Below are 23,971 nucleotides of genomic sequence, written 5' to 3' on the forward strand. Positions count from 1 at the left end.
GGGAGCGTCGCTTCCGTCCGGGTTTTTTCGTCCTTCACCTTCAAGCGGTATGGCGAGGGTTCGCAATCCATTCGGTCTGTTCGTGGCGATCCTCGTCACCATTCTGGTGCTGCTCTTCATCAAGAGCATCGCCGACATTCTGCTGCTCTTCTTCATCGCGGTTCTCTTCTCGCTGTACCTGCACGCGATCACGGATTTCCTCGAGCAGCGGCTCGACGTGCCGCGGGTTGTGGGGCTCTGTGCGGCGCTCATTTTCACGCTGATCGCCGTAGGTGCGCTGGTGGCGTTGATCGTTCCCCCGGTCCTGCGGCAGACCCAGGATCTGCTGATCGCCCTGCCGGGGCTCCTCGTGCAGTGGCAGCAGGCGCTGATCGATCTGGCCAGTGACTACCCGCTGATCGGCCAACTGGTGGAGACCACGAACCCGCGGCCGCTGGAGCTGGATTCGCCGTTGGCGACGCTCGGACAGTACTTCACCAACCTGTTCCCGTACCTCTACAGTGTCCTGCACCTCCTCATCCTGCTGGTGTCGGTGGTGGTGATGGGGGTCTACATGACCCTGCGGCCGTCGGTGTACGAGACCGGGTTCATCCGCCTCCTGCCGCCGGTACACCGGGATCTGGGGCGGGACATCCTGCGGGAGCTGTCCATCACTCTGCGAGCCTGGATCGTAGGACAGTTGCTCGCGATGGTCTTCCTGGGCGTGCTGACCTGGATCGGGCTGCTCATCCTGCAGGTGCCCTACGCCCTGGCCTTCGCGGTCTTTACCGGCGTGGTCGTGGTGGTGCCCTTCTTCGGCACCCTGGTGTCGACCGTTCTGCCCGCGCTCTTCGTGCTGGGCTCGCACGGCCTGCTGCACGCTCTGCTGGTGGTGCTGCTCGGTGTGGTGATCCACCTCATCGAAGCGAACCTCGTGCACCCGATGATCATGGAGCGCCAGGTCCACCTGCCCCCGGTGCTCTCCATCCTGAGCGTGTTGGTGATGGCCGAGCTGCTGGGCCCCATCGGGCTGCTGGTCGCCGTGCCGACCCTCGCCACCGTCATGGTGGTCGTGCGGCGGCTCTACGTGGAGAGGATCCTGGAAGGGCGGGGATTCCGGCGGAAGCTTCGGCCCCCCGGGGCGCGTATGCCGGCCGAGCGCACAGGGGCGGCGGAGACGGCGGAGGTGTGAGCCACAATCTATCGGCTACCGGCCATCATCCATCGGCTATCAGCCCGGACCGGTCCGTCGGCTTCGAACGGTATGGGGTTGATGCCGAGGTCGAGACCGGTGGCGCCGTTGAAAGGGTAGAACCGTAGAAAAATCGGACCGCTTATCGGGCATTGGCCTGCTGCCCGGAGGATCGGCAAGCATCCAGCCCACCGATCCCGAGCGATAGCCGACGGCCGATAGCCCCGGTAACCGGTCGCGGGCCAGTTACCACGAAATCGTTCCCTTCTTGCTGGTGTCCACCTGCTCCGCTTCGCCCGTGGAGAACAGGTACTTCTCCATGTTCTCCATCAGGAACTTCTTGGCGTCGGGATCGCGGAGGTTGAGGCCGTAGTGGTTGATCAGCATGGTCTGGTATTTCAACCACTCGCTCCAGCAGTTCTGGCAGATCTCCCTCTGGACCCGCTTCCCCAACTCGTTGTTGAGGGGAGCATAAGGCAGAGGCTGACCGGTATTGCCGCAGCGAGTGCACTGGACTTCTGACATGATGTTCTCTCGATCGGAAGGCAACGGTACGGGCTCGCCTGAACGCGTAACCAGCGTACCTCTGACTGCGTCGCCCTATCGGGGGTCGAATTGTCTCTCCTGATACCTGTTTCCATCGATTCCGTTCGTCGCCGACATGCCGAGCGAACTGCCCGCAAGGATTTCCCCGGATGGCCGTACCGCCACCTGGAACCCCGCGCTGACCCGTGCCGCGCAGGTCAGTATCGAGGTCCGCACCCCTTCGGGCGAGCTCGTTCTCCGCACAACGATGAACAGCGGGCGCGCCCGCGTGCGCGAGCCGGAGCGCATAGAACGGATCCTTTGCGACGACTGAGGATACAATCCCCGGCGGCCCGAGCCGTGCAGCACCCCCGTCGGCGCGTTGTCCGCCCGTGAAGTTGCCGGTATCTTCCGGCGTTCGCCGCTCCCCGAGCGGGAGCTCCTCACTCGTCTGTTGGTGCGGTGCAAATGCCAGATCTGTTCTCTCCCGAAACTTCCCGTCGGCGGACTCGCGCCGAGATGATGAAGCGGGCGATCAACGACCACATCATCTATACGCTCGCGCTCGAGCCCGCGGCGGCGACGGACCGCGATTTCTACATGAGCACGGCGTGGGCGGTCCGGGATCAGCTCGCGGAGCGATGGGCCGCCACGCAGCGCCGCTACGAGCGTGAGGATGCCAAGCGGGTCTACTACCTCTCGCTCGAGTTCCTCATGGGGCGCGCCCTGGGCAACGCCATGCTCAGCCTGGGGTTGCGCGAGCCGGTGGCGGAGGCGCTTCTGCCCCTCGGTTACGACGTGGAGGATCTGGAGGCCATGGAGCCGGACGCCGGGCTGGGTAACGGCGGCCTCGGGCGACTTGCCGCCTGCTACCTCGACTCCATGGCCACGATGGGGATCGCGGGCTACGGCTACGGCATCCGCTACGAGCACGGCATCTTCAAACAGCGAATCGTGAACGGGCGCCAGGTGGAGGTGCCCGACAACTGGCTGCACGACGACAACCCGTGGGAGATTGCCCGCCCGGATCGCACCTACACGGTGAAGTTCTACGGGCGGGTCCATTCGGAGCGCACGCCTGACGGTCGGATCGCCTTTTCCTGGGTCGATACCCAGGACGTGCTTGCCGTAGCCTACGACACGCCGATTCCCGGCTACCGCAACAACACGGTCAACACGCTGCGGTTGTGGGCCGCTAAGGCGACCGAGGAGTTCGACCTGCAGGACTTCATCCGTGGCGACTACCTGGCTGCCGTCGAGGCTAAGGCCCACAGCGAAACCATCTCGAAAGTCCTCTACCCACCCGACGACACCGGCTCGGGCAAGGAGCTGCGCCTCAAGCAGCAGTACTTCTTCGTCACGGCCACGCTGCAGGACATCCTGAGTCGGTACAAGCGCGAGCGCCGCACCTTTGACGACTTCCCGGAAAAGGTGCAGATCCAGCTCAACGACACCCACCCTTCTGTGGCCATCCCCGAGCTGATGCGCCTGCTGATGGACGGCGAAGGGCTGGCGTGGGACGAGGCCTGGCGGATCACGAGGCGTACCTTCGCCTACACGAACCACACGGTTCTTCCCGAAGCGCTCGAGCGCTGGAGCTACGATCTGTTCGGGCGGCTGCTTCCGCGGCACCTGGAGATCATTCAGGAAGTAGATCGGCGGCTGCGTGCGCGCGTACAGGACCGCTTCCCCGGGGATCCCGGCCGCGTGGAGCGTATGGCCATCATCGCCAACGGGGAGGTCCGTATGGCCAGCCTGGCCATCGCCGGAAGCCATACGGTCAACGGGGTGGCCGAGCTGCACTCGAACATCCTGAAGAACGTTCTCTTCCGCGACTTCTACGAGCTCTGGCCAGACCGCTTCACCTCGGTGACGAACGGGGTGACCCAGCGCCGCTGGATGCTGCACGCCAACCCGGAGCTTTCCGGCTTGATCTCCTCGCGCATCGGCGAGGAGTGGGTGAGCGACCTCCCCCAGCTCCGGCAGCTCGAATCGCACGTGGACGATGCCGCGTTCCGCGAACAGTGGCGCTACGTCAAGGAGATCAAGAAGGGAGAGCTCGCGCGGGTGGTGAAGGAGCTGACGGGCGTGCCAATCGACCCGGCGATGCTCTTCGACGTGCACGTGAAGCGGCTCCACGAGTATAAGCGGCAGCTTCTCAATGCACTCCGGTTGGTCGATCTCTACCTCCGGTTGCGGGACGATCCCTTGCTGGACATCGTCCCGCGAGCCGTCCTCTTCGGGGGCAAGGCCGCGCCCACATACTGGTTCGCGAAGCTGATCATCAAGCTGATCAACTGCATCGCCGACGCGGTGAACAGCGATCCGCTGGTCAACCGCAAGCTGCGCGTGGCTTTCATCCCCGACTACCGGGTCTCGCTGGCGGAGAAGATCTTCCCGGGGAGCGACCTGTCCGAACAGATCTCCACGGCCGGGTACGAGGCCTCCGGTACCGGGAACATGAAGTTCGCGCTGAACGGGGCCCTGACGATCGGTACCCTGGACGGTGCCAACATCGAGATCGCTGAAGCTGTCGGCCGGGAGAACATCTTCATCTTCGGCCTCACCGCCGAGCAGGTGGCCGAACGCAAGGCCAACGGGTACCAACCGCGGGAGATCCTGGAGACCAACCCGCGCGTCCGGCGTGTGCTGGATTTCATCCGGGGCAATGGGCTGTGCAGCGAGGAAGGCGGGATCTTCAAGCCCATCGTAGACGAGCTGGAGACAAACGACCGCTTCATGCTGTTGGCCGATTTCGACGACTTCATTCGCGCGCAGGAGGAGGTGGACGCGCTGTATCGGAGACCCGACGAATGGACGCGCAGGTCGATCCTCAACGTCGCGCGGTGCGGCTACTTCTCCAGTGACCGGGCAGTGCGCGAGTACGCGGAGCGCATCTGGCGCCTGCCCGGATGGACGCCGGAGGATGCCTCGACCGAGGGGAGTGTGAGGGGCGAAGGGTGACGAAGGCGGCTGCTTCAATCCTGGCCGTCCTATCAGCCGCCGGCTGTGCGCGCGTGCAGCCGGTGGCCACGCCCACGCCCCCTCCTCCGCCATCGGTGGAGGTGGCGGTATCCGAGCCGGTGCCGCCCCTCCCGGTGACCGATCTGCCGCGCGAGTTCCGCGGCGTCTGGGTGGCATCGGTCGGCAACATCGACTGGCCCTCGCGACCCGGCTTGCCGGTTGAGCAACAGCAGGCGGAGCTCATCCGGATCCTGGACACGGCCGTGGCGCTCGGGCTGAACGCCGTCATCTTCCAGGTTCGGCCCGCCGCCGACGCGCTCTACGTCTCGCCGCTGGAGCCCTGGTCCGAGTACCTCACCGGGACCATGGGCCAGCCCCCGCAACCGCTGTACGATCCGCTCGAGTTCGCGATCCGCGAGGCTCACCTGCGCGGGCTCGAATTGCACGCCTGGTTCAACCCGTACCGTGCGCGGCACCCCTCGGGCCGTTCACCCATCTCACCCGACCACCTGAGCCGCACCCGCCCGGACCTCGTCAAGCGGTATGGCACGCACCTGTGGATGGATCCCGGAGAGCCCGAGGTGCAGGACCGAACGGTGGAGGTCATCGTCGACGTAGTCCGCCGGTACGACATCGACGGCGTGCACATTGACGACTACTTCTATCCGTACCAGGAGCGGAACCGCTCCGGCCGGTTGATCGCCTTTCCCGACGACGAGAGCTACCGCCGTTATCGAGCGGTGGGCGGAGATCTGCCCCGCGACGACTGGCGTCGCGAAAACGTGAACACGCTGGTGGCCCGGCTTTACCGGGAGATCAAGGAGGCGAAGCGCTGGGTCAAGTTCGGTATCAGCCCTTTTGGGATCTGGCGGCCGGGCTATCCCCCGTCGGTTCGGGGTCTGGATGCCTATGGCACCCTCTTCGCTGATGCGCGGAAGTGGCTCGCCAACGGGTGGGTCGACTATTTTTCCCCGCAACTCTACTGGCGGATCTCCGCCCCCGAGCAGAGCTACCCGGTTCTGCTCGGCTGGTGGGCGGAGCAGAACACGTTCGGACGGCACCTCTGGCCGGGCAATTACATCGATCGGGTGGGGGATTCACGGCAGTGGCCCGCGGAGGAGATCGTCGCGCAGATCGAGCTCACCCGAGCCGAGCTTGGGGCAACCGGGAACGTCCTCTTCAGCATGAAGACGCTTCTCCAGAACCCCAGCGGCCTGTGCGAATTGCTCACTTCCGGACCGTATCGCGGCCCGGCTCTGGTGCCCGCCTCACCCTGGCTCGACGACCGTCGGCCTGATCCCCCGCGCGTGAGCGCCCACTGGACGATGGACGAAGGGGTGCAGGTCGATCTCGAGCCGGCCGGTGAGGTGCCGGTGCGCTGGTGGGCGGTGCAGACGCTGGAGGGAGGGGAGTGGCGACTGCGCGTGATCCCGGCTGAATTGCGAACACTCCAGCTCCCCGGCACCTTCGAGTGGATCGCGGTCCGCGCGATCAGCCTCACCGGGATGGAGAGCGAACCGATTGTCTCGCCGCTCGCCTGAATGCGAAGCACCGACTCGATTCTCGACCCCTACGCGGAGGCCGGATGCTGATCCGGATAGTGCTGCTCGTGGCCCTGCTTGCCGGTTGTGTTCCCGCCCGCCGCGCCGCTGTACCACCGCCCGAGCCATCGCCTCCACCGGTCGCCATGACCCTGATCCGTGCAGCGCCAGAGGAGGTGGGAATGAGCCCTCGTCTGGACGAGCGGCTCGACTCCCTGCTCTCGGCCGCCGTGGCCGAGGGGGTCGCGCCCGCGGTGGCCGCTGCAGTCGGGCGTTACGGCCGGCTGGTGTACCTGAAGGGGTTCGGCACCACGCATGGTGCACCGGGCTATCGGCCCGTCGATCCCGAGACGATGTTCGACCTGGCCTCTCTCACCAAGGTGGTCGCCACCACCACCGCGGCCATGATGCTGGAGGATGAGGGGAGGTTGGATCTCAACCGCACCGTCGCCAGCTATCTTCCGGAGTTCTCCGACCCGGCGAAGGCGAGCATCACGGTCGAGCAGCTCCTCACCCACTCGGGGGGTCTGGAGGCCTTTGCGCGCCTGTTCGAGACCTATCGCGGGCGCGCGGAGTACCTGCAGGCGATCAATAGCCGTCCGCTGCAGTATCCGCCCGGCACGGGGACGGTGTACAGCGACTGGGACATGATCCTCCTGCAGCTCGTGATCGAACGCATCACGGGCCAGCCGCTCGACCGCCTGGTGACGGAAAGAATCTTCCAGCCGCTGGGTATGTCGCGCACGATGTTCACGCCGCCGCCCTCCCTCGCCGAAAATATCGCGGCTACCGAGGTGGATGAGTCGCGCGGCGGACTCATCCACGGAGTCGTCCACGATCCGAATGCCTGGGCGATGGGGGGCGTGGCCGGGCACGCAGGACTCTTCTCCACCGCCTCCGACCTCGCCATTTTTGCCCAGATGATGTTGAACGGCGGCTGGTACGACGAGGTGCGCCTCCTGCGCCCGGAGACCATCGCGCGCTGGACCGCGCGGCAATCCCCGTACTCGAGCCGCGCGTTGGGTTGGGACACCCCTTCCGGAGAGTCCAGCTCGGGCCGCTACTTCTCGGCGCGTGCCTTCGGCCATACCGGCTTCACCGGCACCTCGATGTGGATGGACCCTGAGCGCGGACTCTTCGTGATCCTGTTGACGAACCGGGTAGATCCCACCGCCGAGAATCAGAAGCACGTTCCGTTGAGGCGCTCCTTCGCCGATGCGGTGCAGCGCGCCGTGATCGATGCACCGCTGATCGACTGGGAGGTACAGAGGGAGTAGCAACGGAGTAGGGAGGAGACGGGCAGTAGTGCGCCCTGCACGCACGAGCGGCCAGGACGCTGTTCACTCTTCGACCATCACGTTTCAGATGTCCAATCCACTTAGTGCCAGTGCGCGCGCCCGGCGGCTCGGACGGGAGCGGCTAAACGTGGTCATCTTCGATGACTACGACGAGATGACCAAGACCTCGGCCAGGCGAATCGCCGAGATCATTCGAGAGAAGGACGCTGCCGGGAAGCGGGCTGTGCTGGGCCTGGCGACCGGGAGCACGCCGATCAGTATCTATCGCGAGCTGATCCGGATGCACCGGGAAGAGGGGCTCAGCTTTCGCAACGTGGTGACTTTCAACCTCGACGAATACTACCCGATGCAGCCGGACAGCATTCACAGCTTCCGGCGCTTCATGTGGGAGAACTTCTTCGACGAGATCGACATCCTCCCCGAGAACGTGCACATCCTGCGCGGCGACCTTCCCCGCGAGGAGATGGAGGCCCACGCGCAGGAGTTCGAGCGCCAGATCCAGGAGGCGGGGGGGATCGACTACCAGATCCTCGGCATCGGCAAGACGGGGCACATCGGTTTCAACGAGCCGGGCTCCGGGTTCGATAGCCGGACGCGCATCGTGGCGCTGGACACGCTGACGCGGCGCGACGCGGCGGCCGACTTCTTTGGCGAGGACGCGGTGCCGACCGAGGGCATCACCATGGGGATCGCCACGATCCTCGACGCGCGGGAGATCGTGCTGCTCGCCACCGGCGAGCACAAGGCGCGGATCATCCGCCGGGCTGTGGAGGGCGAGATCACCCCCGACGTTCCCGCGACCTACCTCCAGGAGCACCCGAACACCATCGTCTATCTCGACCGCGCGGCGGCGGGCGAGCTAACGCGCATCAAAACTCCGTGGGTGGTGGGCGAGGTAACCTGGACGCGACCACTCGAGATCCAGGCGGTCATCTGGCTCTCGCAGGAGACGGGCAAATCGATCCTGCGGCTCGACACTCCTGATTACCGCCGCCACCACCTCAGCTCTCTGGTTGCTCGCTACGGCAGCGCCGGGCCCCTGAACGGGGAGGTTTTCAACGCCCTCCTCTCGAAGATTCGCGGGAGGAGCCGGCTCCCCAGCGGGAAGAGGATTCTCGTCTTCAGCCCCCACCCGGACGACGATGTGATCTCCGCTGGCGGGATCCTGAACAAGCTGCATCAGAACGGCAACGACATCATCGTCGCGTATCAGACCTCGGGGAATATCGCCGTCTTCGATCACGAGGTGCGGCGCTATCTCGACTTCGTCCGCCGGAGCAAGGATTGTTTCGGTATCGCCGGGAGCGACCTCGAGCGACGCCTGGAGGAGATCGAAAGCTTCCTCGCCACCAAGGAGCGCGGCCAGGTCGACATCCCGGTGGTACAGGAGCTCAAGCGTGCGATCCGCGAAGCCGAGGCCGTCTCGGGCATCGAGACTTTCGGGATGCGGCGCGACCAGGCTCGCTTCCTCAACCTCCCCTTCTATCAGACGGGGAAGGTGAAGAAAGACCCCATCGGGGAACGGGACGTCGAGATCACGCTGGCGCTCATCGAGGAGCACCGACCCGAATACATCCTCGTGGCGGGAGACCTCTCCGATCCGCACGGCACCCACCGGATGTGCCTCGAGGCAGTGGAGCTGGCTCTCAAGCGCTACAGCGGTGAGCCACCCGAGATCTGGTACTACCGGGGCGCCTGGCAGGAGTGGAGCGTGGCCGAAGCCGACGTGCTCGTGCCTATGTCCGAGGACGAGCTGCGCCAGAAGATCCTCGCCATCTTCAAGCACCAGAGCCAGAAGGATCGTGCCCCCTTCCCGGGCGAGGACGACCGCGAGTTCTGGCAGCGCGTGGAGGAGCGGAACACCACGACGGCACGCATCGTCGATTCGCTCGGCCTGCCCGAGTACTTCGCCATGGAGGCGTACGTGGTGCGCCAGGGAGGGGAGCCGGTGGAGCGGGAGATGATCTCCACGGCCGCGCTTGCCTCGCCACCGCGGCTGCGACGCGCCAGCGACCGAATGGCCATCGGAGGCCGATAGAGGATAGCGGGCTCGCACGCGCGTCGAGCGCGTATGCACGTCCTCGCGGTGGACGGTGGTGGGACGCGGACCACCATCGCCCTCGCGGACGGTGACGGCCGCGAGCTCGTGCGACGCACGGGACCCGCCGGGATCGTCGATCCACGCTGGCCGCTGGCCGCGGCCGAGGCGGTGGTCGGGCTCGCGCGGAGCGTGCTCGACGCCGCCGGGGTTGTGCCGCCCGTGGAGGTGCTGTGCGCCGGCCTTGCCGGTTCAGGCGATGCGTCCTCCCGAGAGATCGTGCGCCGCGGGCTGATTTCCGCTGGCCTTGCGCGTCGGGTCGTGGTGTGCTCGGACGGCGAGATCGCGCTGGAAGGGGCGCTGATGGGCGGGGCGGGAGTGCTTCTCGTGGCGGGGACCGGTTCGATCGCCTGGGGGCGGGGGGAGGATGGGCGCGTCGCGCGCTGCGGGGGGTGGGGACGGATTGTGGGTGACGAGGGAAGCGCCTACTGGCTCGGGCGAGAGGCGTTGCGCGCGGTGCTGCGGGCGGCGGATGGGCGCGGGGAGGACACCACGCTGCGCAGTCGGGTGATCGGCCCCGGGCGGGTGGTGGCGGCCGCGGAGGCGATTTCCGGCTGGACCGCCCGGGCGACCAAAGCCCAGATCGCAGCGCTTGCTCGCGATGTGGTGGAGGCGGCAGCGGAGGGAGACGGCGTCGCCCGGCGTCTGCTTCGCGACGCCGCGGCGGCGCTGGCGGAGCACGCGACCACACTGGCGCGCAGGCTCGCCCCGTGGTCGGGAGCGGTGCCGGTGGTTCTGCACGGTGGGCTCGCCGGCGAGAGCGCCTTTTCGACTCTGGTGGTCGACCTGCTCAGCCGGGCAAGGGGCTGGGACGGCGGGGCTCTGGAGATCCGCTACCCGCTCACCGACCCGGTCACGGGGGCAATCCGGCTAGCGCTGCGCTCTTGATCCTGGGCTCTCGGCGGGCCGTCCCGGCCAGCCTGCTCAGCGGCCGGTCGCCGAACGCCGGGCGCCGCCGGTGTAGATCTGCAGTCCCAGCTCGGTCCGCTCCCCCGCCGGCGAGGTACGGATGAAAGGCCGCAGCAAAGGGCCTCCGGTAGTCAGGGCGCCGGCGCCACTCGCCGGTGGCCCGTCGACGCGCGAGCGCGCGTACAGGTAAGCCTCCAGCGCTCCCGCCACGGCAATTCCCGCCGCCGCGGCAATCCCCGGGACGAGATAGGTCCGCTCACGGGCCACCACCTCGTACTCGTACGGGTTGCCGAAAGGATCCTGCGCAGTTCTCGTCTGGGTGACCTCCTGTTCCCTCAAACCCCACCATAGAGCGGCTGCCGTTCCCCCCAGAACGGCCAGGCCGGCCACCGGCCGCCGGGTCAGCTGCTGTCCCAGGCCAGGCACGACGAGTCCTCCCGCCAGTGCGGTGACCGCGGAGGTGGTGTTAGCCCGTCGAGTAGCTTCCGAGGCCCGGAGTGAATCCGCGAAGGCCTGCACCAGCTGCCGGTCTGCCGAGCTGGGGACCAGCTCCAAATAGCGATCCAGGTCGGCGACGGCATCCGCCACCTGCCCGGCCGCGGCGCGGGCGAGGGCCCGGTTGTAATGGGCCGCGGCCCAGGTCGGGCGCCGTTCGATCACGTTGCTGAAGGCGCGCACGGCCGCGGAGTATCGCTGTCCCTCGAGCGCCTCGAGACCGGCGCGGACCATGGCGGCCACCTCGTCTCGGTCGTCGCCCTGGGCGTTGGAGAGCAGCTGCCGCATCCGTTCGCGAACGACGGGGAGCTCGGATCCGTTGGGAGCTACTCGCAGGTACTTGCAGTACTCCTCCGCGGCGCGATCGAGCTCTCCGCGTTCCTCGTAGATGCGTGCCAGTCGGTAAGCGATGATCGGATTACCCGGGTCGAGTCGGGCGGCGCGCTCGAGCGCGTCCGCCGCGGCCTCCTGGTCGCCGAGGATCGCGGCCTCGGTGCCCAGGGTCAGCAGGGAGTCGACCGCCGCCAGCGAGGGGGTGTTGATCAGGGAAGGGACGGGTGCGGGACGGCACAGCTCGAGCGGATCCGGCTCCAGGGCGGTCTTCGGGGTGAGTGTCTGCCCGTGGAGCGGCGGCGCCGCTTCCAGGCTGGCGAAGAGCATTGCCGCAAGGGCCGCATAGCGAGGCAGCGATCCCATCCGACCGCTCGGTCGGTGCGCTGGCACCGCTGTGTGGAGCAGCATGGTTCGGATCAGTCCCGCATGGCTCGGAAGACCACTCGATTCACCCCTTCGACGGAAGCCCAGGCGGCCCAGAACAGGTCCAGCCCTCCCCCCAACGTCCAGGTCGAGGTGGCGAGTCCCTCCTCGTCTGTGACAGTTGTTTCCGGGTCCATCGATCCGGTGGTCGTGCTCCACTCCACCGTCACGCGCGGCACCGGGTCCCCGTCCAGATCCACAACGCGTACGACGAGCGGATCCTCCAACGACTCACCGCTGTTGCCCTCCTGGTTGTTCCCGCTCACGATCTCGATTCGCGCAGGCCTGCCGAATACCTGTACTTCGGCAGTCGCCTCCTGCCCTTCGCTGCGGGCAACGATCTCGGCCTTGCCCTTGGCGACGGCGGTGACCTCGCCCTCGTCGTCGACGACCGCCACCGACTCGTCACTGCTTTCCCACTCGACCTCCCGGTCGGTCAGCACCGTTCCATCCTCTGCCCTCAGCGTTGCCTGGATGTCCGCGGACTCGCCGATCGCGAGCTCGAGCGAGGTAGGATCCAGCTCGATGCTGTGTACGGGTGGGGGAACGACCGTGACCCTGGCGCTTCCCTCATGTCCCTCGCTGCGAGCGGTGATGACGGTCTCACCCGGACGGCGTCCCGTGACGACGCCGTCGCGGTCGACCTGGGCAGTGCGGGAATCTTCACTTTTCCACTCGACCTTCCGGTCGGTCAGCACCACCCCGTTCGCCGCTCGCACGATCGCCTCCAGCGTGAGCGATGCCCCCACCACTATCTCGACCTCATCCGGTTCCACCTCGACGCTTCCGACCTCCAGGTCTTCCACGGAAACCTGGGCGGCCCCGCTCTTCCCTTCGCTGGTCGCGGTGATCGTAGCGCTCCCCGCGCGCACCGCCGTCACAAGCCCTCGTTTGTCCACCCGCGCGACCCTCTCGTCGCTGCTGCTCCACTCCACGTCCCGGCCGCTCAGCACCGCGCCGTCTTCGGAGCGCGTGATCGCTTCGAGCTGTTGCGTCTCCCCGACAATGAGCTCCAACGACTCTGGGGTGATCTCTACGGAAGCAACCGGCTGGGGACCGACCGCCACGCCAGCGCTGCCGCTCCGTCCATCGATCGTGGCGACCACCTCGGCGGCTCCGAGCCGGAGTGCCTTGGCCAGCCCTTCGCTGGAAACGGAGACCACCTCCGGATCCGAGCTGGACCACTCCACCGACTCGACGTCGAGCTCGTTCCCGTCCTCGTCCAGGGCGCGCGCCTCGAACTGCCGTTCCTGCCCCACCAGGAGCGCGACCGACGCCGGCAGGACCTGCACGCGGTGGGGGCGGCGATTCTGCACTACGATCGTCGCGATGCTGCTGACTCCATTGGCGCTGGCTGCCACCCGGACCGTTCCGGGAGCCCTTCCGAGCACTTCGCCGTTTTCCGAGACGGTGGCGATGAGCGTGTCCTCGCTGGACCAGAACAGCCTGGCGTCGCTGACAGGATTCGATTCCGGGTCGAGCACGGTCGCCTGCAGCTGCACGGTCGCTCCGACCGTCACCACCGCCTGATCCGGTTCGATGCTGAGTGCCCCGATCTCTTGCCGCGCGGTTTCGGAAGGGGAGTCGCAGGAAACCAGTAGCCCGAGCACGATCGCAAGAGCGGCGCGCACAGGGTTCACGGCTAACCTCCGGGAATCGTTTCAACGGGGGTGGGGACCGTCCGGTGAACCAGCGTTCCGTCCCCGAGTTGGCCCTCGATGTTGTAGCCCCAGCAATACCGCTGGCCATCGGTGCCCAGAGCGCAGGTGTGAGATCCGCTGGCCAGCACGGCAGTGAAGCCGACCTCGGAATGGACAAAGACCGGCTCGAGACGGGGGGTCGTACTGGCGTCCCCGAGCTGGCCGTAGTTGTTCTGGCCCCAGCAGTAGGCGCTGCGATCCTCGGCGATGCCGCAGGTATGGCGGCCCCCGGCGCTGACCTGCACGAACCGTAGCGAGGTCGGGAGTCGAAGGGGGACCAGGCTGTCCCCACTGCCACCATCACCCAACCTCCCGTCCGCTCCCTGACCCCAGCAGAAGACCTCCCCCTCGAGCGTCAGGCCACAGGTGTGCGCGCTGCCGGCCGTAAGCGCGCGGAAACGGTGGCCACCCGCGACGGGAACGGGGCGAACACGGGAAACCACCGTGCCATCCCCGAGCTGTCCGTTGTTGTTGCGGCCCCAGCAGAACGCCTCTCCACGGGAGTTCAGCGCGCAGGTATGATTCCAGCCCGCGGCGATGCCGACGAAGCGCTCGGTGGTTTCCACCGGAGTCGGAACTGCCCGCGCGCCGTCGCCGCCGATCCCGAGCTGTCCGTAGGAATCGGACCCCCAGCAGAAGGCGCGCCCATCGAGCGCGATGCCGCAACTGTGGGCGGAACCCAACGCGAGTGCAGCGAACCGGCGGTTGGCGATGCGCCGTAGCCCGGTGACCGGCCCCACCGTTCCGGCACCGAGCTGACCGTGCCGGTTGTCGCCCCAGCAATAGGCGGTCCCCTGGCCGTCCAGGATGCACGAGTGGAAGCTCCCGGCAGAAACGGAGCGCGGGCGCACGTTGATCTCCATCCGTCGAGGCGACGGAGTGCGCGGTCGGCCTCCCGGGCCGAGCTGCCCCCGTTCATTGCCTCCCCAGCACGCGAGGATCCCTGCCTCGATCGCGCAGGTGTGCATACCTCCCACCGCCAGCGACCAGCCATCCCGGACGAGGGGCAGGTCGGGCACTGCGCCTTCGGGCTCGGACTCGTCCGCCTCCGCTTCGGCTGCTTCCTCCTCGGATTCAGTCGCATCCGAGGAGTCGGTGGCTGCCGGTGAATCGGTGGACTCCGCAGCCGCGACGTCGGCCTCGCCCGCTTCGGCGTCGGCTCCGCCCTCGCCGGCGTCGTCCGATTCGTCGGTGCTGATCGCGGTGGCCGGCAGGGCGGGCTGCACCCGCGTCATCCACTCGCGTTCGATGTCCGGCGCCCCCGCCCCGCCCGCTGCACCGCCCGCACCGGTCGATCCATTCGGGCCGCTCGGGCCGCTCGTGGCGCCGGGGCCCCCAGTGCTGCCGCCGCGCTCGGCGGTGGCTTCGACGCCCGCAGGTCCCGACTGCTCGGACTGTTCGCCCGTCGCGACCATGGCGAGGCGCTCCGCCTGCTCCGAGACCTGCTCCCACGCCGGTGCGATCAGGCGTTCGGCGGGCTCGGCTATGGGGGGCCATCCCAGATGCCACGCCGTCCCGGCGGAAGCGAGCGCGACAAAGACCAGACAGAGGATCGCGGCTGCGGCCCTCCGGCGACGGCGAGCCATCGACTTCGCGCGGCGGGTGGGCACGATCGCCGGACGAGGCCCGGTGACCGGCGCCCCTGCAAGTACCATTGCTGGACGACGCGCGGGGCCCGGGGCTCCTCCAACGACCGCGGCTGGACGGGGCCCGAGCGCCGACGCCTCGGCGGACCCGGTCGCCGGGCTGGCTGCAGGGACCGGCGTCTCCCCGGGCACGAAGCGCACGGTGGGAGCAGTCGCCGGGTCCTGTGCAAACGGAGTGACTTCTCTTGCGAGCGCCTTGTCTTCTCGCGACGGCGAAGGAGGAGCGCTCATCACCTCCTGTCTACGCTCGCGGCGCAGCCAGGAGAAGCGCGGCGACCGGCCCTCGAGGGCGGCCATGAACTCCGCGACGTCGGCCCAACGCTCGTCCGGCTCTTTCGCCAGCGCTCGCTTCACCGCCAGGGATACCGACTTCGGAATGTCAGGGCGCAGCTTGCGGAGGGAGGGAAGCTGCTCTTCCCTCTGCTTGCGGATGACGTTGTAGAGGCTCTCCCCCTCCCACGGCGCCCGACCGCTCAACATCTCCCAGGCGACCAGTCCCAGCGCGTATTGATCGCTGCGTGCGTCCAGCGCCCCACCCTCGAACTGCTCGGGGGCCATGTAGGCCGGCGTTCCGATCACCGACCCGGTGTGTGTAATCCGAGTCGTGTCGTCGAGCGGTACGGCGATGCCGAAATCGGCGAGCAGCGCGCGCCCCGTGGTGGCGTGCAGGAAGATGTTTTGCGGCTTGATGTCGCGGTGGATGATCCCCTGGCTGTGCGCGGCGATCAGCGCCTCGCCGACGTCGCGGAGGATCTCCATGGCCCGATCGAGGGGGAGCGGCCCCTCCTCCCGGACCAGGTCGCGGAGGGTGCGGCCCGGGATGTACTCCATGATCAGGGCCAGCCCGCCGTCGGTCAGCTTCTTGACTCCGTAGATGGAGACGACGCGCGGGTGCTTGAGGTTGGCCACCAGGCGGGCCTCCCGCGTGAAGCGGGCGAGGCTCTCCTCGTCGGCGGAGGCGGTCGGGTGCAGCACCTTGATTGCCACCTGACGGCCCAGAAGAATGTCGCGAGCCCGGTAGACCGAGGAGGTCCCCCCCCGCCCGAGCTCATCGACGATCTCGAATTCCTCGAGACCTTCGACGATGTACGCTGCCGGACGATATCCGGCCACGCGGGCCGCTCGCTCGCTCGCGAACCAGCGCCGCTCGCCGGCGGGCACGTTGCGAGCGGCCGGTGAATCCGCGGGGTGATAGACCTCGCCTTTCGAAGACGCGACGAAGCCGCCCGAAGGCGGTGTCTCCGTCGTTTCCAGCATATCTGGGCCCATATCGCTTCACCGGAGAACGTGCCGGGCGGTCGAAAGTAGCGCGCCTCCCGGAAGATGCCCTGTGCCACCCCCCGCCGCCTCGCCCTAGCCAGGAACCCTGACCCCACCCTCGTACCCCTCACCCGACCCAGCCCCGCATCGGTGGCTCCAGTTCCGACAGGGCGTCCGCTCGTGACGCGGTCCTGGCGCGCTTCGTCTACCCAGGCGGGCCATCGTCCTGACCGGGGTCGGCGCGAGGGCACGCGAGCTCTGGCATTGCCGCGCGCGAGTACAACTCTTTCCTCGGCCGCCCTCCTATCCGCAGTTCGTGACTCGATGACAGGAACCGTGAAGCATCGCTATCGCATCGCCGGGCTGGTGGCCCTTTTCGCGCTGATTGCCGGTGTCGCCCTGGTTGTCAGTCTCCGTACCAGGAATCGGCTCGAACCCCCGCTGGAACCGGGCCAACCGTCTGTTGGCGCAGAATCACCCCGTCGCGCGGATCTCCCCGCTGCGTCGGAATCGGCAGCGCCGGCCGCGGAAGCCCCGGCGCCGGCGGCTGAGTCCACTTCGGAACCGACAACCGAGTTGCCGGCAACCGAGCCCTCGGAAACAGAGCCACTGGGAACCGCTTCCGGCCCCCGGGCGGCTAACCGGATCGACGTGTATCCCGGCGACGACCTCGTCACCATCGTGAACACCGCTCCGGAGGGGAGCTTCATCTTCCTGCACGGCCTCCCCGACGGAAGCGGATACACCTACGACATCGGCGACCGCGTGCTCACGCTGCCGAACGGCGCCACCATCCGTGGCCCCGATGCTACCCGCGGCCCCCGGGGAGAGATCGACGCGCCCGTGAAGATCCGCGGTAGCGGTCCGCAGATCTTCAATCAGCAGAACCGCTCGGGCTGGACTATCGAGCACCTCGACATCAGTGGCGCCCGCTTCGTCTCCGACCAGAATCAGGACGGCGTCGCGATCAACCGCGGCCGAGGTACCGTGCGCTTCGTCAAGATCCACGGCAACGACAACAAGGGCCTCGGCGGCTGGTCTGGGACACTGGAGTACAGCGAGCTCACCGACAATTCCGCCGCACGCATCCCCGGCCACAGTGCCGCGAGCAAGTCGATCTACGTTCACTCCATTCGCCACTCCTACATCCATCACAACCACTTCCACGGCCTCTGGACCGACTGCGACAACCCGGGGTGGCGGGTCGAGGACAACGTGGTCAGCGACAACTTCGGGACCGGGGTTTTCAACGAGATCTCACGCGGCCCGTCCGTGATCGCGCGCAACCTCATCGTGCGCAACAATCAGGGAAACGTCGAAGGACGGGCCGGCCTCGTCGTGACCTCCAGCAAGAACGTCGAGATTCACGACAACGTCATTCACTCCAACGGCCGGGAGGACGTCCGCATCTGGGAGGACCACCGTGCCGGCAACGGGCCGGCCAGGTGCCGCTCCGGGTATCGGACCGAGAAGGTGTTGCTGCGGGCGAACGCCATCGGGCGTCCGTAGCCGGTGCGCCCCGGGCCCCGCCCCGCGACCTGGGTACCCGATCCCGGAGCGACCCTCCTCACTCGGACTCGAACTTCACCAGGTGCGGGACCAGCGCGTTGGTCCGGTCTCCCGTCCCGACCTGTCCGTGTCCGTTGTAGCCCCAGCAGAGGACCTCGCCCGAGGTGGTTACGCCGCAGGTGTGATCCCAGCCCAGGCTGAGGTTCTTGAAGTCGTGGGCATCGCTCACCTGCACAGGCGGGGTGAACTCGCCTTCCTCGACGTCGGCGTTGCCGAGTTGCCCGCGCTTGCTGTCACCCCAGCACCACGCTTCGCCGCCCGGTGTGAGGGCGCAGGAATGGTCTCCTCCTGCCGCGATCCGATCCATGGCAGGAACGTCCGGCACCACCATCGGCGTCAAGAACACATTGCGGGACACCGTCTGCCCCGACTGGTTGTGCCAGTTGTCGCCCCAGCAGTAGGCACGGTTGTCCGTTGAGATCGCGCAGGTGTGATTCTGCCCCGCCGAGGCAATCATCGGTCCAGAGGTCTTGAAGGTGACGTCGGTCTTCACCTGGACCGGGGTATTCTTTGCCGTCCGGGTGTTGTCACCGAGCTGGCCGCTGGCGTTCTTGCCCCAGCAGTAGGCGCCTCCGTCGCCGGTGATCCCGCAGGTGTGCTCGTAGCCGGCAAAGAGGGCCACGAAGGTGTGCCCGCCCGAAACCTGAACTGGCTCCACCGCGTTGGTGTTGGAGCCGTTCCCGAGCTGGCCCTTGGCGTTCAGGCCCCAGCAATAGGCCTCGCCGCTCTCGCTCAGGCCGCAGGTATGGCTCTCGCCTGCGGTCAGAGCCTGGAAGTGGTGCCCACCCGCGACCTCGGCCGGTGTGCTGGAACCCTCCGTGCCCCCGTTGCCGAGCTGACCCGCCTCATTGTCCCCCCAGCAGTAGGCCTCTCCGTCGGTGGTCAGTCCGCAAGTGTGACTGCCGCCGCCCACCAGCTGCTCGAACCGGAGGTCGCCGTGCACGGTCACTGGCAGGATGCGATTGAAGGTCGTTCCGTCGCCGAGCTGTCCCGAGGGGCGATTGTAGCCCCAGCAGAAAGCCACTCCGTCGCTAGCGACCGCACAGCTGTGATAGTAGCCCGCCGCGGTTGACTCGAATGTGGACGGCGAAGTCGGATCGGGTTCGGTAATGCCATCGGAGCTGTCCTCACACGCAGCGACGCCGACGGCGATCAGACAGAGCGCCGTGAGGTTCCGATAGCGGGTGAGCCAAGTCATCGTGACCATCACTTTCTCCGGGCTCGGGTCGCAGGAATGGCTCAACAGGACGCCTCGGGACCCCGGCACACCCCATCCACGCCGAGCCCCGTGGCTCAATGAGCATAGACGACCCATTCCGGGACCGGGTCACAACCGGAACGCTCCAATCGATCGCCCGCCGACCGCCGCAGGCCTCCTTCTGACACCATTCGCCGACACCCCCCGCCATCACGTGTTTTCGGGTGCGAATGCGACGCAGGCCCGGCTTTCCCGCCGTGCGGAAGGGCTGGAACCATCTTTTACGTGTCAATTCCATGCGAACAAAGGATGTGACCTGACCTCTCACTCCATCGTCTTAGCGGTCAGTCGGCCGGGCTGAGCGGTCTCGGCCGCTGCGTCGTTTTTCTCCATCCCCGCGGTTTGACGGCGCGGGAGCGAGGGTGGTTGCGGTTGTGGAGCGGGCCGACTGCACGGCGGCGATGATCGCCAGCGGGCCGCGTGGAGATGGCGGCAGTCCCGCAGCAGTGCGGGATTCGGTGTTCCGAACCGGGAAGGCCCGGTTCCGTGTTCGATCGTGATGAGGATCCTCCGAGCAATGGTTCCAGTCAGCGGTCTTCGGACTACCGAGATCCCCGCGCGTTCAACACAGGTGTTGGAGGCCGAGGCGCGCATTGCGCCGGAAGAGACTCCTCCAGGCGGGCGGTCGAGGATACTCCGACGGTACTGGCACAATAGCCGCCTGACCTCAGAGATCTGGCGGTCGGCGGACCTCGGGGTGGCGGTGGCGGCGCTCTTCGGCGCGGTTCTGCTGACGAACCCCTTTCTGCGCGATACCGGGCTGGGAGAGTTCATCACGGTCCGGATCACGCCTCTGAATGTTGTTCTGCTCTGTCTGTTCCTGGTCATCTGGCCGCTGATCTTCTCGATCTTCGGCCTGTACGACCCGGCCCAGATCACCACCCCCCGGGTTGAGGCCACCCGGGTTCTGGGCGCCTACACGATCATCACCCTTACATCGCTGGCCCTTCTCTTCACCGGTGAAGGCGATGCCTATCGGCTCAGTACCGCGGCGGTCTTCTTCGTCGCAGCCAGCGGGGGGACGCTGGCGCTTCGGCATGCCTCGCGATTCCTGATTGCGCTGCGGGGCGGGAGCATGCCGCGGCACATCCTCATCGTGGGAACGGGCCCGCGCGCCTACAACCTGTACCGAAGCCTCCTCGCCGACTCCCGGGCAGGCCAGGAGGTCGTCGGCTTCGTGGATTCCAGTGACGTCGGCGTCGACGTGGCCGACGAAGTACGGGAGCGCATCCTGGGGACGCTCGACGACCTCGAGAGGATTCTGCTCGAATATCGGGTCGACGAGGTCCGAATCGCCCTGCCGATCCGCTCGTGCTACGGCCGCATCCAGGACACGATCGCCACGTGTGAGCGGATCGGAATCGAGTCGCGTCTCCCCGCGGACCTCTTCCAGTTCTCGCTGGCCCGGCCGGAGTACGAACCCTCGTCCAGCGCGCCGGTCATCGCCCTGAAAGTCGTGCAGGACGACATCCGGCTCATCGTCAAGCGACTCATCGACGTGGTGTTCGCGGGGGCGGGTCTGATCCTGCTCTCGCCGCTACTCCTGATCATCGCGCTGCTGATCAAGCTGACGAGTCCCGGGCCGGTGTTCTTCGCCCAGGACCGCTACGGCTACAACCGGCGGCTCTTCCGCATGTACAAGTTCCGGACGATGACCGTCGGCGCGGAGGCCATGCAGGAGCAGCTGGAGCACCTGAACGAGGCACGCGGGCCCGTCTTCAAGATCCGCGATGACCCCCGCATCACCCCCATCGGGAGGTTCCTGCGGCGAACCTCGCTGGACGAGCTCCCGCAGCTCTTCAACGTGCTGAAGGGCGACATGTCGCTGGTGGGGCCGCGGCCCCTTCCCAAGCGAGACGTGAATCATTTCCAGGACGCGTGGCTGATGCGCCGCTTCAGCGTCCTGCCCGGCCTGACCTGCCTCTGGCAGGTGAGCGGTCGCAGCAACCTGGGGTTCGACGACTGGGTCACGTTGGACCTCGCCTACATCGATCGTTGGTCGCTGCGTCTCGACTTTCTGATCCTGTTGCGAACGATTCCGGCGGTGTTCAAGGGGACCGGGGCCGCCTGATGTGGATGCCGACGTTCGCGACTTCCTGCGGCAGCAGCCGCGGGCGGCAGTGTGTCCCGGCAAGGGACTACGAAACCCGCACCTCTAATTAGGAGAGCCATGATGAAGGAGCGCGTGCTTGTGACTGGTGCCGGGGGCTTCATCGGCCACCACCTCGTGAACTACCTGAAGGAGAAGGGCTACTGGGTACGCGGGGTGGACCTGAAATACCCGGAGTTCGCGCCCACTGCCGCGGACGAGTTCCTGATCGCGGACCTGCGCCGCTGGCCGGAGTGCCTCAAGGCGACTGAGGGCATTGACGAGGTCTACGCGCTTGCGGCGGACATGGGCGGGATGGGCTTCATCTCCTCGCACCACGCCGAGATCCTGCACAACAACATCCTGATCAGCACGCACACCATCGAGGCGGCCCGACAGAACGGCGTGAAGCGCTACCTCTACACCTCCTCTGCTTGCATCTATCCCGAGTACAAGCAGATGGAGACCAACGTGACGCCGCTGAAGGAGGACGACGCGTATCCGGCTCAGCCGCAGGATGCCTACGGGTGGGAGAAGCTCATCACCGAGCGCATGTGCGCCCACTACCGCGAGGACTATGGCCTCGAGACCCGGACGGTCCGGTTCCACAACATCTTCGGGCCGCTAGGCACCTGGGACGGCGGTCGTGAAAAGGCTCCTGCTGCCATGTGCCGCAAGGTCGCCGTCGCCAAGCTCACCGGGAATCCGAAGGTGGAGATCTGGGGGGATGGTGAGCAGACGCGGTCGTTCTGCTACATCGACGACTGCGTGGAGGGCATCTACCGCCTCATGCGCTCGGACTACCACGAGCCGCTCAACCTCGGCCAGGACCGCCTGATCACCATCAACGAGCTGGCGGACATGGTCGCGGATGCGGCCGGCATCACCATCGAGAAGGTTCACGTCCCGGGTCCCCAGGGCGTGCGCGGGCGCAACTCGGACAATACCCGCCTGCGCGAGGTGCTCGGCTGGGAGCCACAGATCAGCCTGGAGGAAGGGATCGCTCGCACCTACCGCTGGATCGAGGAGCAGGTAGCGAAGCGCGGGCGCGCGGTCGAGGCGGAGATCGCGGTCCAGGTATGAGCGCCCTCTGGCACTCGCCGGCGAGCAATCGGGAGCGATGAGCCTGGACCTGGCAGCCGCACCGGAAGGCGCGATCATCGAACGGACGAATGTTCTGGGCGTCGGCGTCAGCGCCGTCAACATGGAGCTGGCGCTCAGAACGATCGAGGGCTGGATCGCCCGGGGCGAGCAGCACTACGTCTGCGTGTCCGGGGTGCACGGGGTGATGGAGAGCCAGGCCGACGAGGCCCTGCGACAGATCCACAACCGGGCCGGGATGGTCACGCCCGATGGTATGCCGCTCGTCTGGCTCAGTCGGCTGAACGGACGCCGGCACGTCGACCGGGTGTACGGCCCCGACCTGATGCTGGCGTGTTGCGAGCTGTCGTTACGGCGGGGGTACCGGCACTACTTCTACGGCGGCGCTGAAGGAGTGCCGGAGCTTCTGGCCGAGCGCCTCTCAAAGCGCTTCCCCGGTCTGCGTGTGGTGGGCACCTACTCACCCCCGTTCCGGCCGTTGACGCCGGAGGAAGACGAGACGCTGGTCGACCGGATCAACGCGACCGAGCCGGACATCGTCTGGGTGGGTCTCAGCACTCCCAAGCAGGAACGGTGGATGGCGGCGCATGTCGGTCGGGTCAGGGCTCCCGTGCTGATCGGCGTGGGAGCCGCTTTCGACTTCCACGCGGGGTTGAAGAAACAGGCGCCCTTCTGGATGCAGCGGAGCGGATTGGAGTGGCTGTTCCGGCTCGGCACCGAGCCGCGCCGGCTGTGGAAGCGATATCTGGTGAACAACCCCCGGTTCGTCTGGCGCATCCTGCTCCAGGCCGCTGGTCTGGTGCACTACGATCTGGCCGAGCGATGACCACTGGGCGGATGGGGGCGAGAGGGGGTTCGCGAAGCTGGAGACCGGTTCGGAGTGTGTGAGTTTGTCGCCCGACGGGTGACGACTCGTTGTTACGGGTTACCCGCAGCAGTCGAGTTCCTGCTATGCGAAGAATGATCGGTCTACTGCTGGCGATCGCGACGCTCCTCCCCATCCGGATCGGGGCGCAGGAGGCCACCCGGGTGGAGGCCACCGGGGCACCGCCAGCCGTCCTCCAGCCGGGAGACGCGGTCCGGATCGTCGTGTGGCGCAAGCCGGAGCTGAGCGGCGAGTTCCAGATTGCCGCGGATGGCCACATCGGCAGTCCGTTCTACATGGAGATCAACGTAGCGGGGGTTCCGCTCGACGAGGTCGCCGAGCTGGTGCGATCTCACGTATCCGTCTACCAGCAGGAGCCACGGGTATTCGTGGAGCCGCTGCTCCAGGTCAGCGTGGGCGGTGAGGTGCGGAACCCTTCGCTGTATCGGTTGCCGCCGGAGACGACCATCGCGGAAGCGGTGATGAACGCGGGCGGGCCAACCGAGCGAGGGCACGTCACCCAGGTCGTCCTGTGGCGCGGGGGGCAGCAGCACACGGTGGATCTGACCCGCCCCGAGGAAGGGCTGGCGGGTCAGCCGATCCGGTCCGGCGACCAGATCATGATGCCGCGCAAGGTCTCCATTCTGCGCGACTACATCGCTCCGTTCGGTAGCATCATCGGCGCGGCGGCGGCTGTAGCGAACATCATGCTGCGAAAGTGGTAGC

The 23,971-nt window shown here is 67.0% G+C and carries 17 protein-coding genes; 12 read left to right on the plus strand and 5 right to left on the minus strand.

Annotated features, from left to right (window positions below; translation table 11 throughout):
• Positions 1-49: 49 nt before the first annotated feature.
• Complete coding sequence (locus VF167_15760; GenBank protein HEX6926879.1) at positions 50-1,171, plus strand: AI-2E family transporter; 1,122 nt, start codon at positions 50-52, stop codon at positions 1,169-1,171.
• Positions 1,172-1,417: 246 nt separating this feature from the next.
• Here VF167_15760 and VF167_15765 read toward each other — a convergent pair whose 3' ends face one another.
• The gene (locus tag VF167_15765; GenBank protein HEX6926880.1) at positions 1,418-1,696 is read right to left on the minus strand and encodes an oxidative damage protection protein; all 279 of its coding nucleotides are present in this window, start codon (positions 1,694-1,696) and stop codon (positions 1,418-1,420) included.
• A 136-nt stretch (positions 1,697-1,832) separates the two neighbouring features.
• Between VF167_15765 and VF167_15770 the strand changes: the two genes are divergently transcribed.
• The 6 genes from VF167_15770 to VF167_15795 all read left to right on the plus strand — a co-directional run bounded on the left by VF167_15770 (position 1,833) and on the right by VF167_15795 (position 10,485).
• The gene (locus VF167_15770; protein HEX6926881.1) at positions 1,833-2,030 is read left to right on the plus strand and encodes a hypothetical protein; all 198 of its coding nucleotides are present in this window, start codon (positions 1,833-1,835) and stop codon (positions 2,028-2,030) included.
• A gap of 134 nt (positions 2,031-2,164) precedes the next feature.
• Positions 2,165-4,660 (plus strand): glycogen/starch/alpha-glucan phosphorylase, encoded by a 2,496-nt coding sequence (locus VF167_15775; GenBank protein ID HEX6926882.1) that lies wholly within the window; start codon positions 2,165-2,167, stop codon positions 4,658-4,660.
• Positions 4,657-6,201 (plus strand): family 10 glycosylhydrolase, encoded by a 1,545-nt coding sequence (locus tag VF167_15780; GenBank protein HEX6926883.1) that lies wholly within the window; start codon positions 4,657-4,659, stop codon positions 6,199-6,201. The genes VF167_15775 and VF167_15780 overlap by 4 nt, the downstream gene beginning before the upstream one ends.
• A gap of 44 nt (positions 6,202-6,245) precedes the next feature.
• A complete protein-coding gene (locus tag VF167_15785) occupies positions 6,246-7,478 on the plus strand; it encodes a serine hydrolase (protein ID HEX6926884.1) in 1,233 nt (410 codons plus the stop codon).
• 88 nt (positions 7,479-7,566) lie between these two features.
• Positions 7,567-9,537, plus strand: coding sequence for a glucosamine-6-phosphate deaminase (gene nagB, locus VF167_15790; GenBank protein ID HEX6926885.1), 1,971 nt, complete (start codon positions 7,567-7,569; stop codon positions 9,535-9,537).
• Positions 9,538-9,570: 33 nt separating this feature from the next.
• Entirely contained in the window at positions 9,571-10,485 is a 915-nt protein-coding gene (locus tag VF167_15795) for a BadF/BadG/BcrA/BcrD ATPase family protein (protein HEX6926886.1), read from the plus strand.
• 36 nt (positions 10,486-10,521) lie between these two features.
• Here VF167_15795 and VF167_15800 read toward each other — a convergent pair whose 3' ends face one another.
• The 3 genes from VF167_15800 to VF167_15810 are packed head-to-tail and all read right to left on the minus strand — an operon-like array spanning position 10,522 to position 16,360.
• Complete coding sequence (locus tag VF167_15800; GenBank protein HEX6926887.1) at positions 10,522-11,697, minus strand: tetratricopeptide repeat protein; 1,176 nt, start codon at positions 11,695-11,697, stop codon at positions 10,522-10,524.
• A gap of 53 nt (positions 11,698-11,750) precedes the next feature.
• On the minus strand, positions 11,751-13,397 hold the full coding sequence (locus VF167_15805; protein ID HEX6926888.1) for an Ig-like domain-containing protein: 1,647 nt from the start codon (positions 13,395-13,397) through the stop codon (positions 11,751-11,753).
• 2 nt (positions 13,398-13,399) lie between these two features.
• Positions 13,400-16,360 (minus strand): protein kinase, encoded by a 2,961-nt coding sequence (locus VF167_15810; GenBank protein HEX6926889.1) that lies wholly within the window; start codon positions 16,358-16,360, stop codon positions 13,400-13,402.
• Between the two features lie 579 nt (positions 16,361-16,939).
• Between VF167_15810 and VF167_15815 the strand changes: the two genes are divergently transcribed.
• Positions 16,940-17,872: a right-handed parallel beta-helix repeat-containing protein gene (locus VF167_15815; protein ID HEX6926890.1), complete on the plus strand. Its 933-nt coding sequence runs from the start codon at positions 16,940-16,942 to the stop codon at positions 17,870-17,872.
• Between the two features lie 58 nt (positions 17,873-17,930).
• On the opposite strand, the gene VF167_15820 is transcribed toward VF167_15815, so the two are convergent.
• Complete coding sequence (locus tag VF167_15820; GenBank protein HEX6926891.1) at positions 17,931-19,139, minus strand: hypothetical protein; 1,209 nt, start codon at positions 19,137-19,139, stop codon at positions 17,931-17,933.
• A 568-nt stretch (positions 19,140-19,707) separates the two neighbouring features.
• Here VF167_15820 and VF167_15825 point away from each other — a divergent pair.
• The 4 genes from VF167_15825 to VF167_15840 all read left to right on the plus strand — a co-directional run bounded on the left by VF167_15825 (position 19,708) and on the right by VF167_15840 (position 23,970).
• Entirely contained in the window at positions 19,708-21,261 is a 1,554-nt protein-coding gene (locus VF167_15825) for a sugar transferase (GenBank protein HEX6926892.1), read from the plus strand.
• Between the two features lie 99 nt (positions 21,262-21,360).
• A complete protein-coding gene (locus VF167_15830; protein ID HEX6926893.1) occupies positions 21,361-22,362 on the plus strand; it encodes an NAD-dependent epimerase/dehydratase family protein in 1,002 nt (333 codons plus the stop codon).
• A 37-nt stretch (positions 22,363-22,399) separates the two neighbouring features.
• Entirely contained in the window at positions 22,400-23,206 is an 807-nt protein-coding gene (locus tag VF167_15835) for a WecB/TagA/CpsF family glycosyltransferase (GenBank protein ID HEX6926894.1), read from the plus strand.
• A gap of 125 nt (positions 23,207-23,331) precedes the next feature.
• Positions 23,332-23,970, plus strand: coding sequence for a polysaccharide biosynthesis/export family protein (locus VF167_15840; GenBank protein ID HEX6926895.1), 639 nt, complete (start codon positions 23,332-23,334; stop codon positions 23,968-23,970).
• Position 23,971 lies beyond the last annotated feature (1 nt).

This window comes from Longimicrobiaceae bacterium (assembly GCA_036375715.1).
In the GTDB taxonomy this organism is placed as follows: Bacteria; Gemmatimonadota; Gemmatimonadetes; order Longimicrobiales; family Longimicrobiaceae; genus DASVBS01.

Excerpts from the sequence above, each read along its gene's own strand:
- VF167_15760 (HEX6926879.1), top strand. The coding sequence starts at position 50 with ATGGCGAGGGTTCGCAATCCATTCGGTCTGTTCGTGGCGATCCTCGTC.
- VF167_15765 (HEX6926880.1), bottom strand. The coding sequence starts at position 1,696 with ATGTCAGAAGTCCAGTGCACTCGCTGCGGCAATACCGGTCAGCCTCTG.
- VF167_15770 (HEX6926881.1), top strand. The coding sequence starts at position 1,833 with ATGCCGAGCGAACTGCCCGCAAGGATTTCCCCGGATGGCCGTACCGCC.
- VF167_15775 (HEX6926882.1), top strand. The coding sequence starts at position 2,165 with ATGCCAGATCTGTTCTCTCCCGAAACTTCCCGTCGGCGGACTCGCGCC.
- VF167_15785 (HEX6926884.1), top strand. The coding sequence starts at position 6,246 with ATGCTGATCCGGATAGTGCTGCTCGTGGCCCTGCTTGCCGGTTGTGTT.
- nagB (HEX6926885.1), top strand. The coding sequence starts at position 7,567 with ATGTCCAATCCACTTAGTGCCAGTGCGCGCGCCCGGCGGCTCGGACGG.
- VF167_15795 (HEX6926886.1), top strand. The coding sequence starts at position 9,571 with ATGCACGTCCTCGCGGTGGACGGTGGTGGGACGCGGACCACCATCGCC.
- VF167_15800 (HEX6926887.1), bottom strand. The coding sequence starts at position 11,697 with ATGGGATCGCTGCCTCGCTATGCGGCCCTTGCGGCAATGCTCTTCGCC.
- VF167_15810 (HEX6926889.1), bottom strand. The coding sequence starts at position 16,360 with ATGCTGGAAACGACGGAGACACCGCCTTCGGGCGGCTTCGTCGCGTCT.
- VF167_15820 (HEX6926891.1), bottom strand. The coding sequence starts at position 19,139 with ATGGTCACGATGACTTGGCTCACCCGCTATCGGAACCTCACGGCGCTC.
- VF167_15825 (HEX6926892.1), top strand. The coding sequence starts at position 19,708 with ATGGTTCCAGTCAGCGGTCTTCGGACTACCGAGATCCCCGCGCGTTCA.
- VF167_15830 (HEX6926893.1), top strand. The coding sequence starts at position 21,361 with ATGATGAAGGAGCGCGTGCTTGTGACTGGTGCCGGGGGCTTCATCGGC.
- VF167_15835 (HEX6926894.1), top strand. The coding sequence starts at position 22,400 with ATGAGCCTGGACCTGGCAGCCGCACCGGAAGGCGCGATCATCGAACGG.
- VF167_15840 (HEX6926895.1), top strand. The coding sequence starts at position 23,332 with ATGCGAAGAATGATCGGTCTACTGCTGGCGATCGCGACGCTCCTCCCC.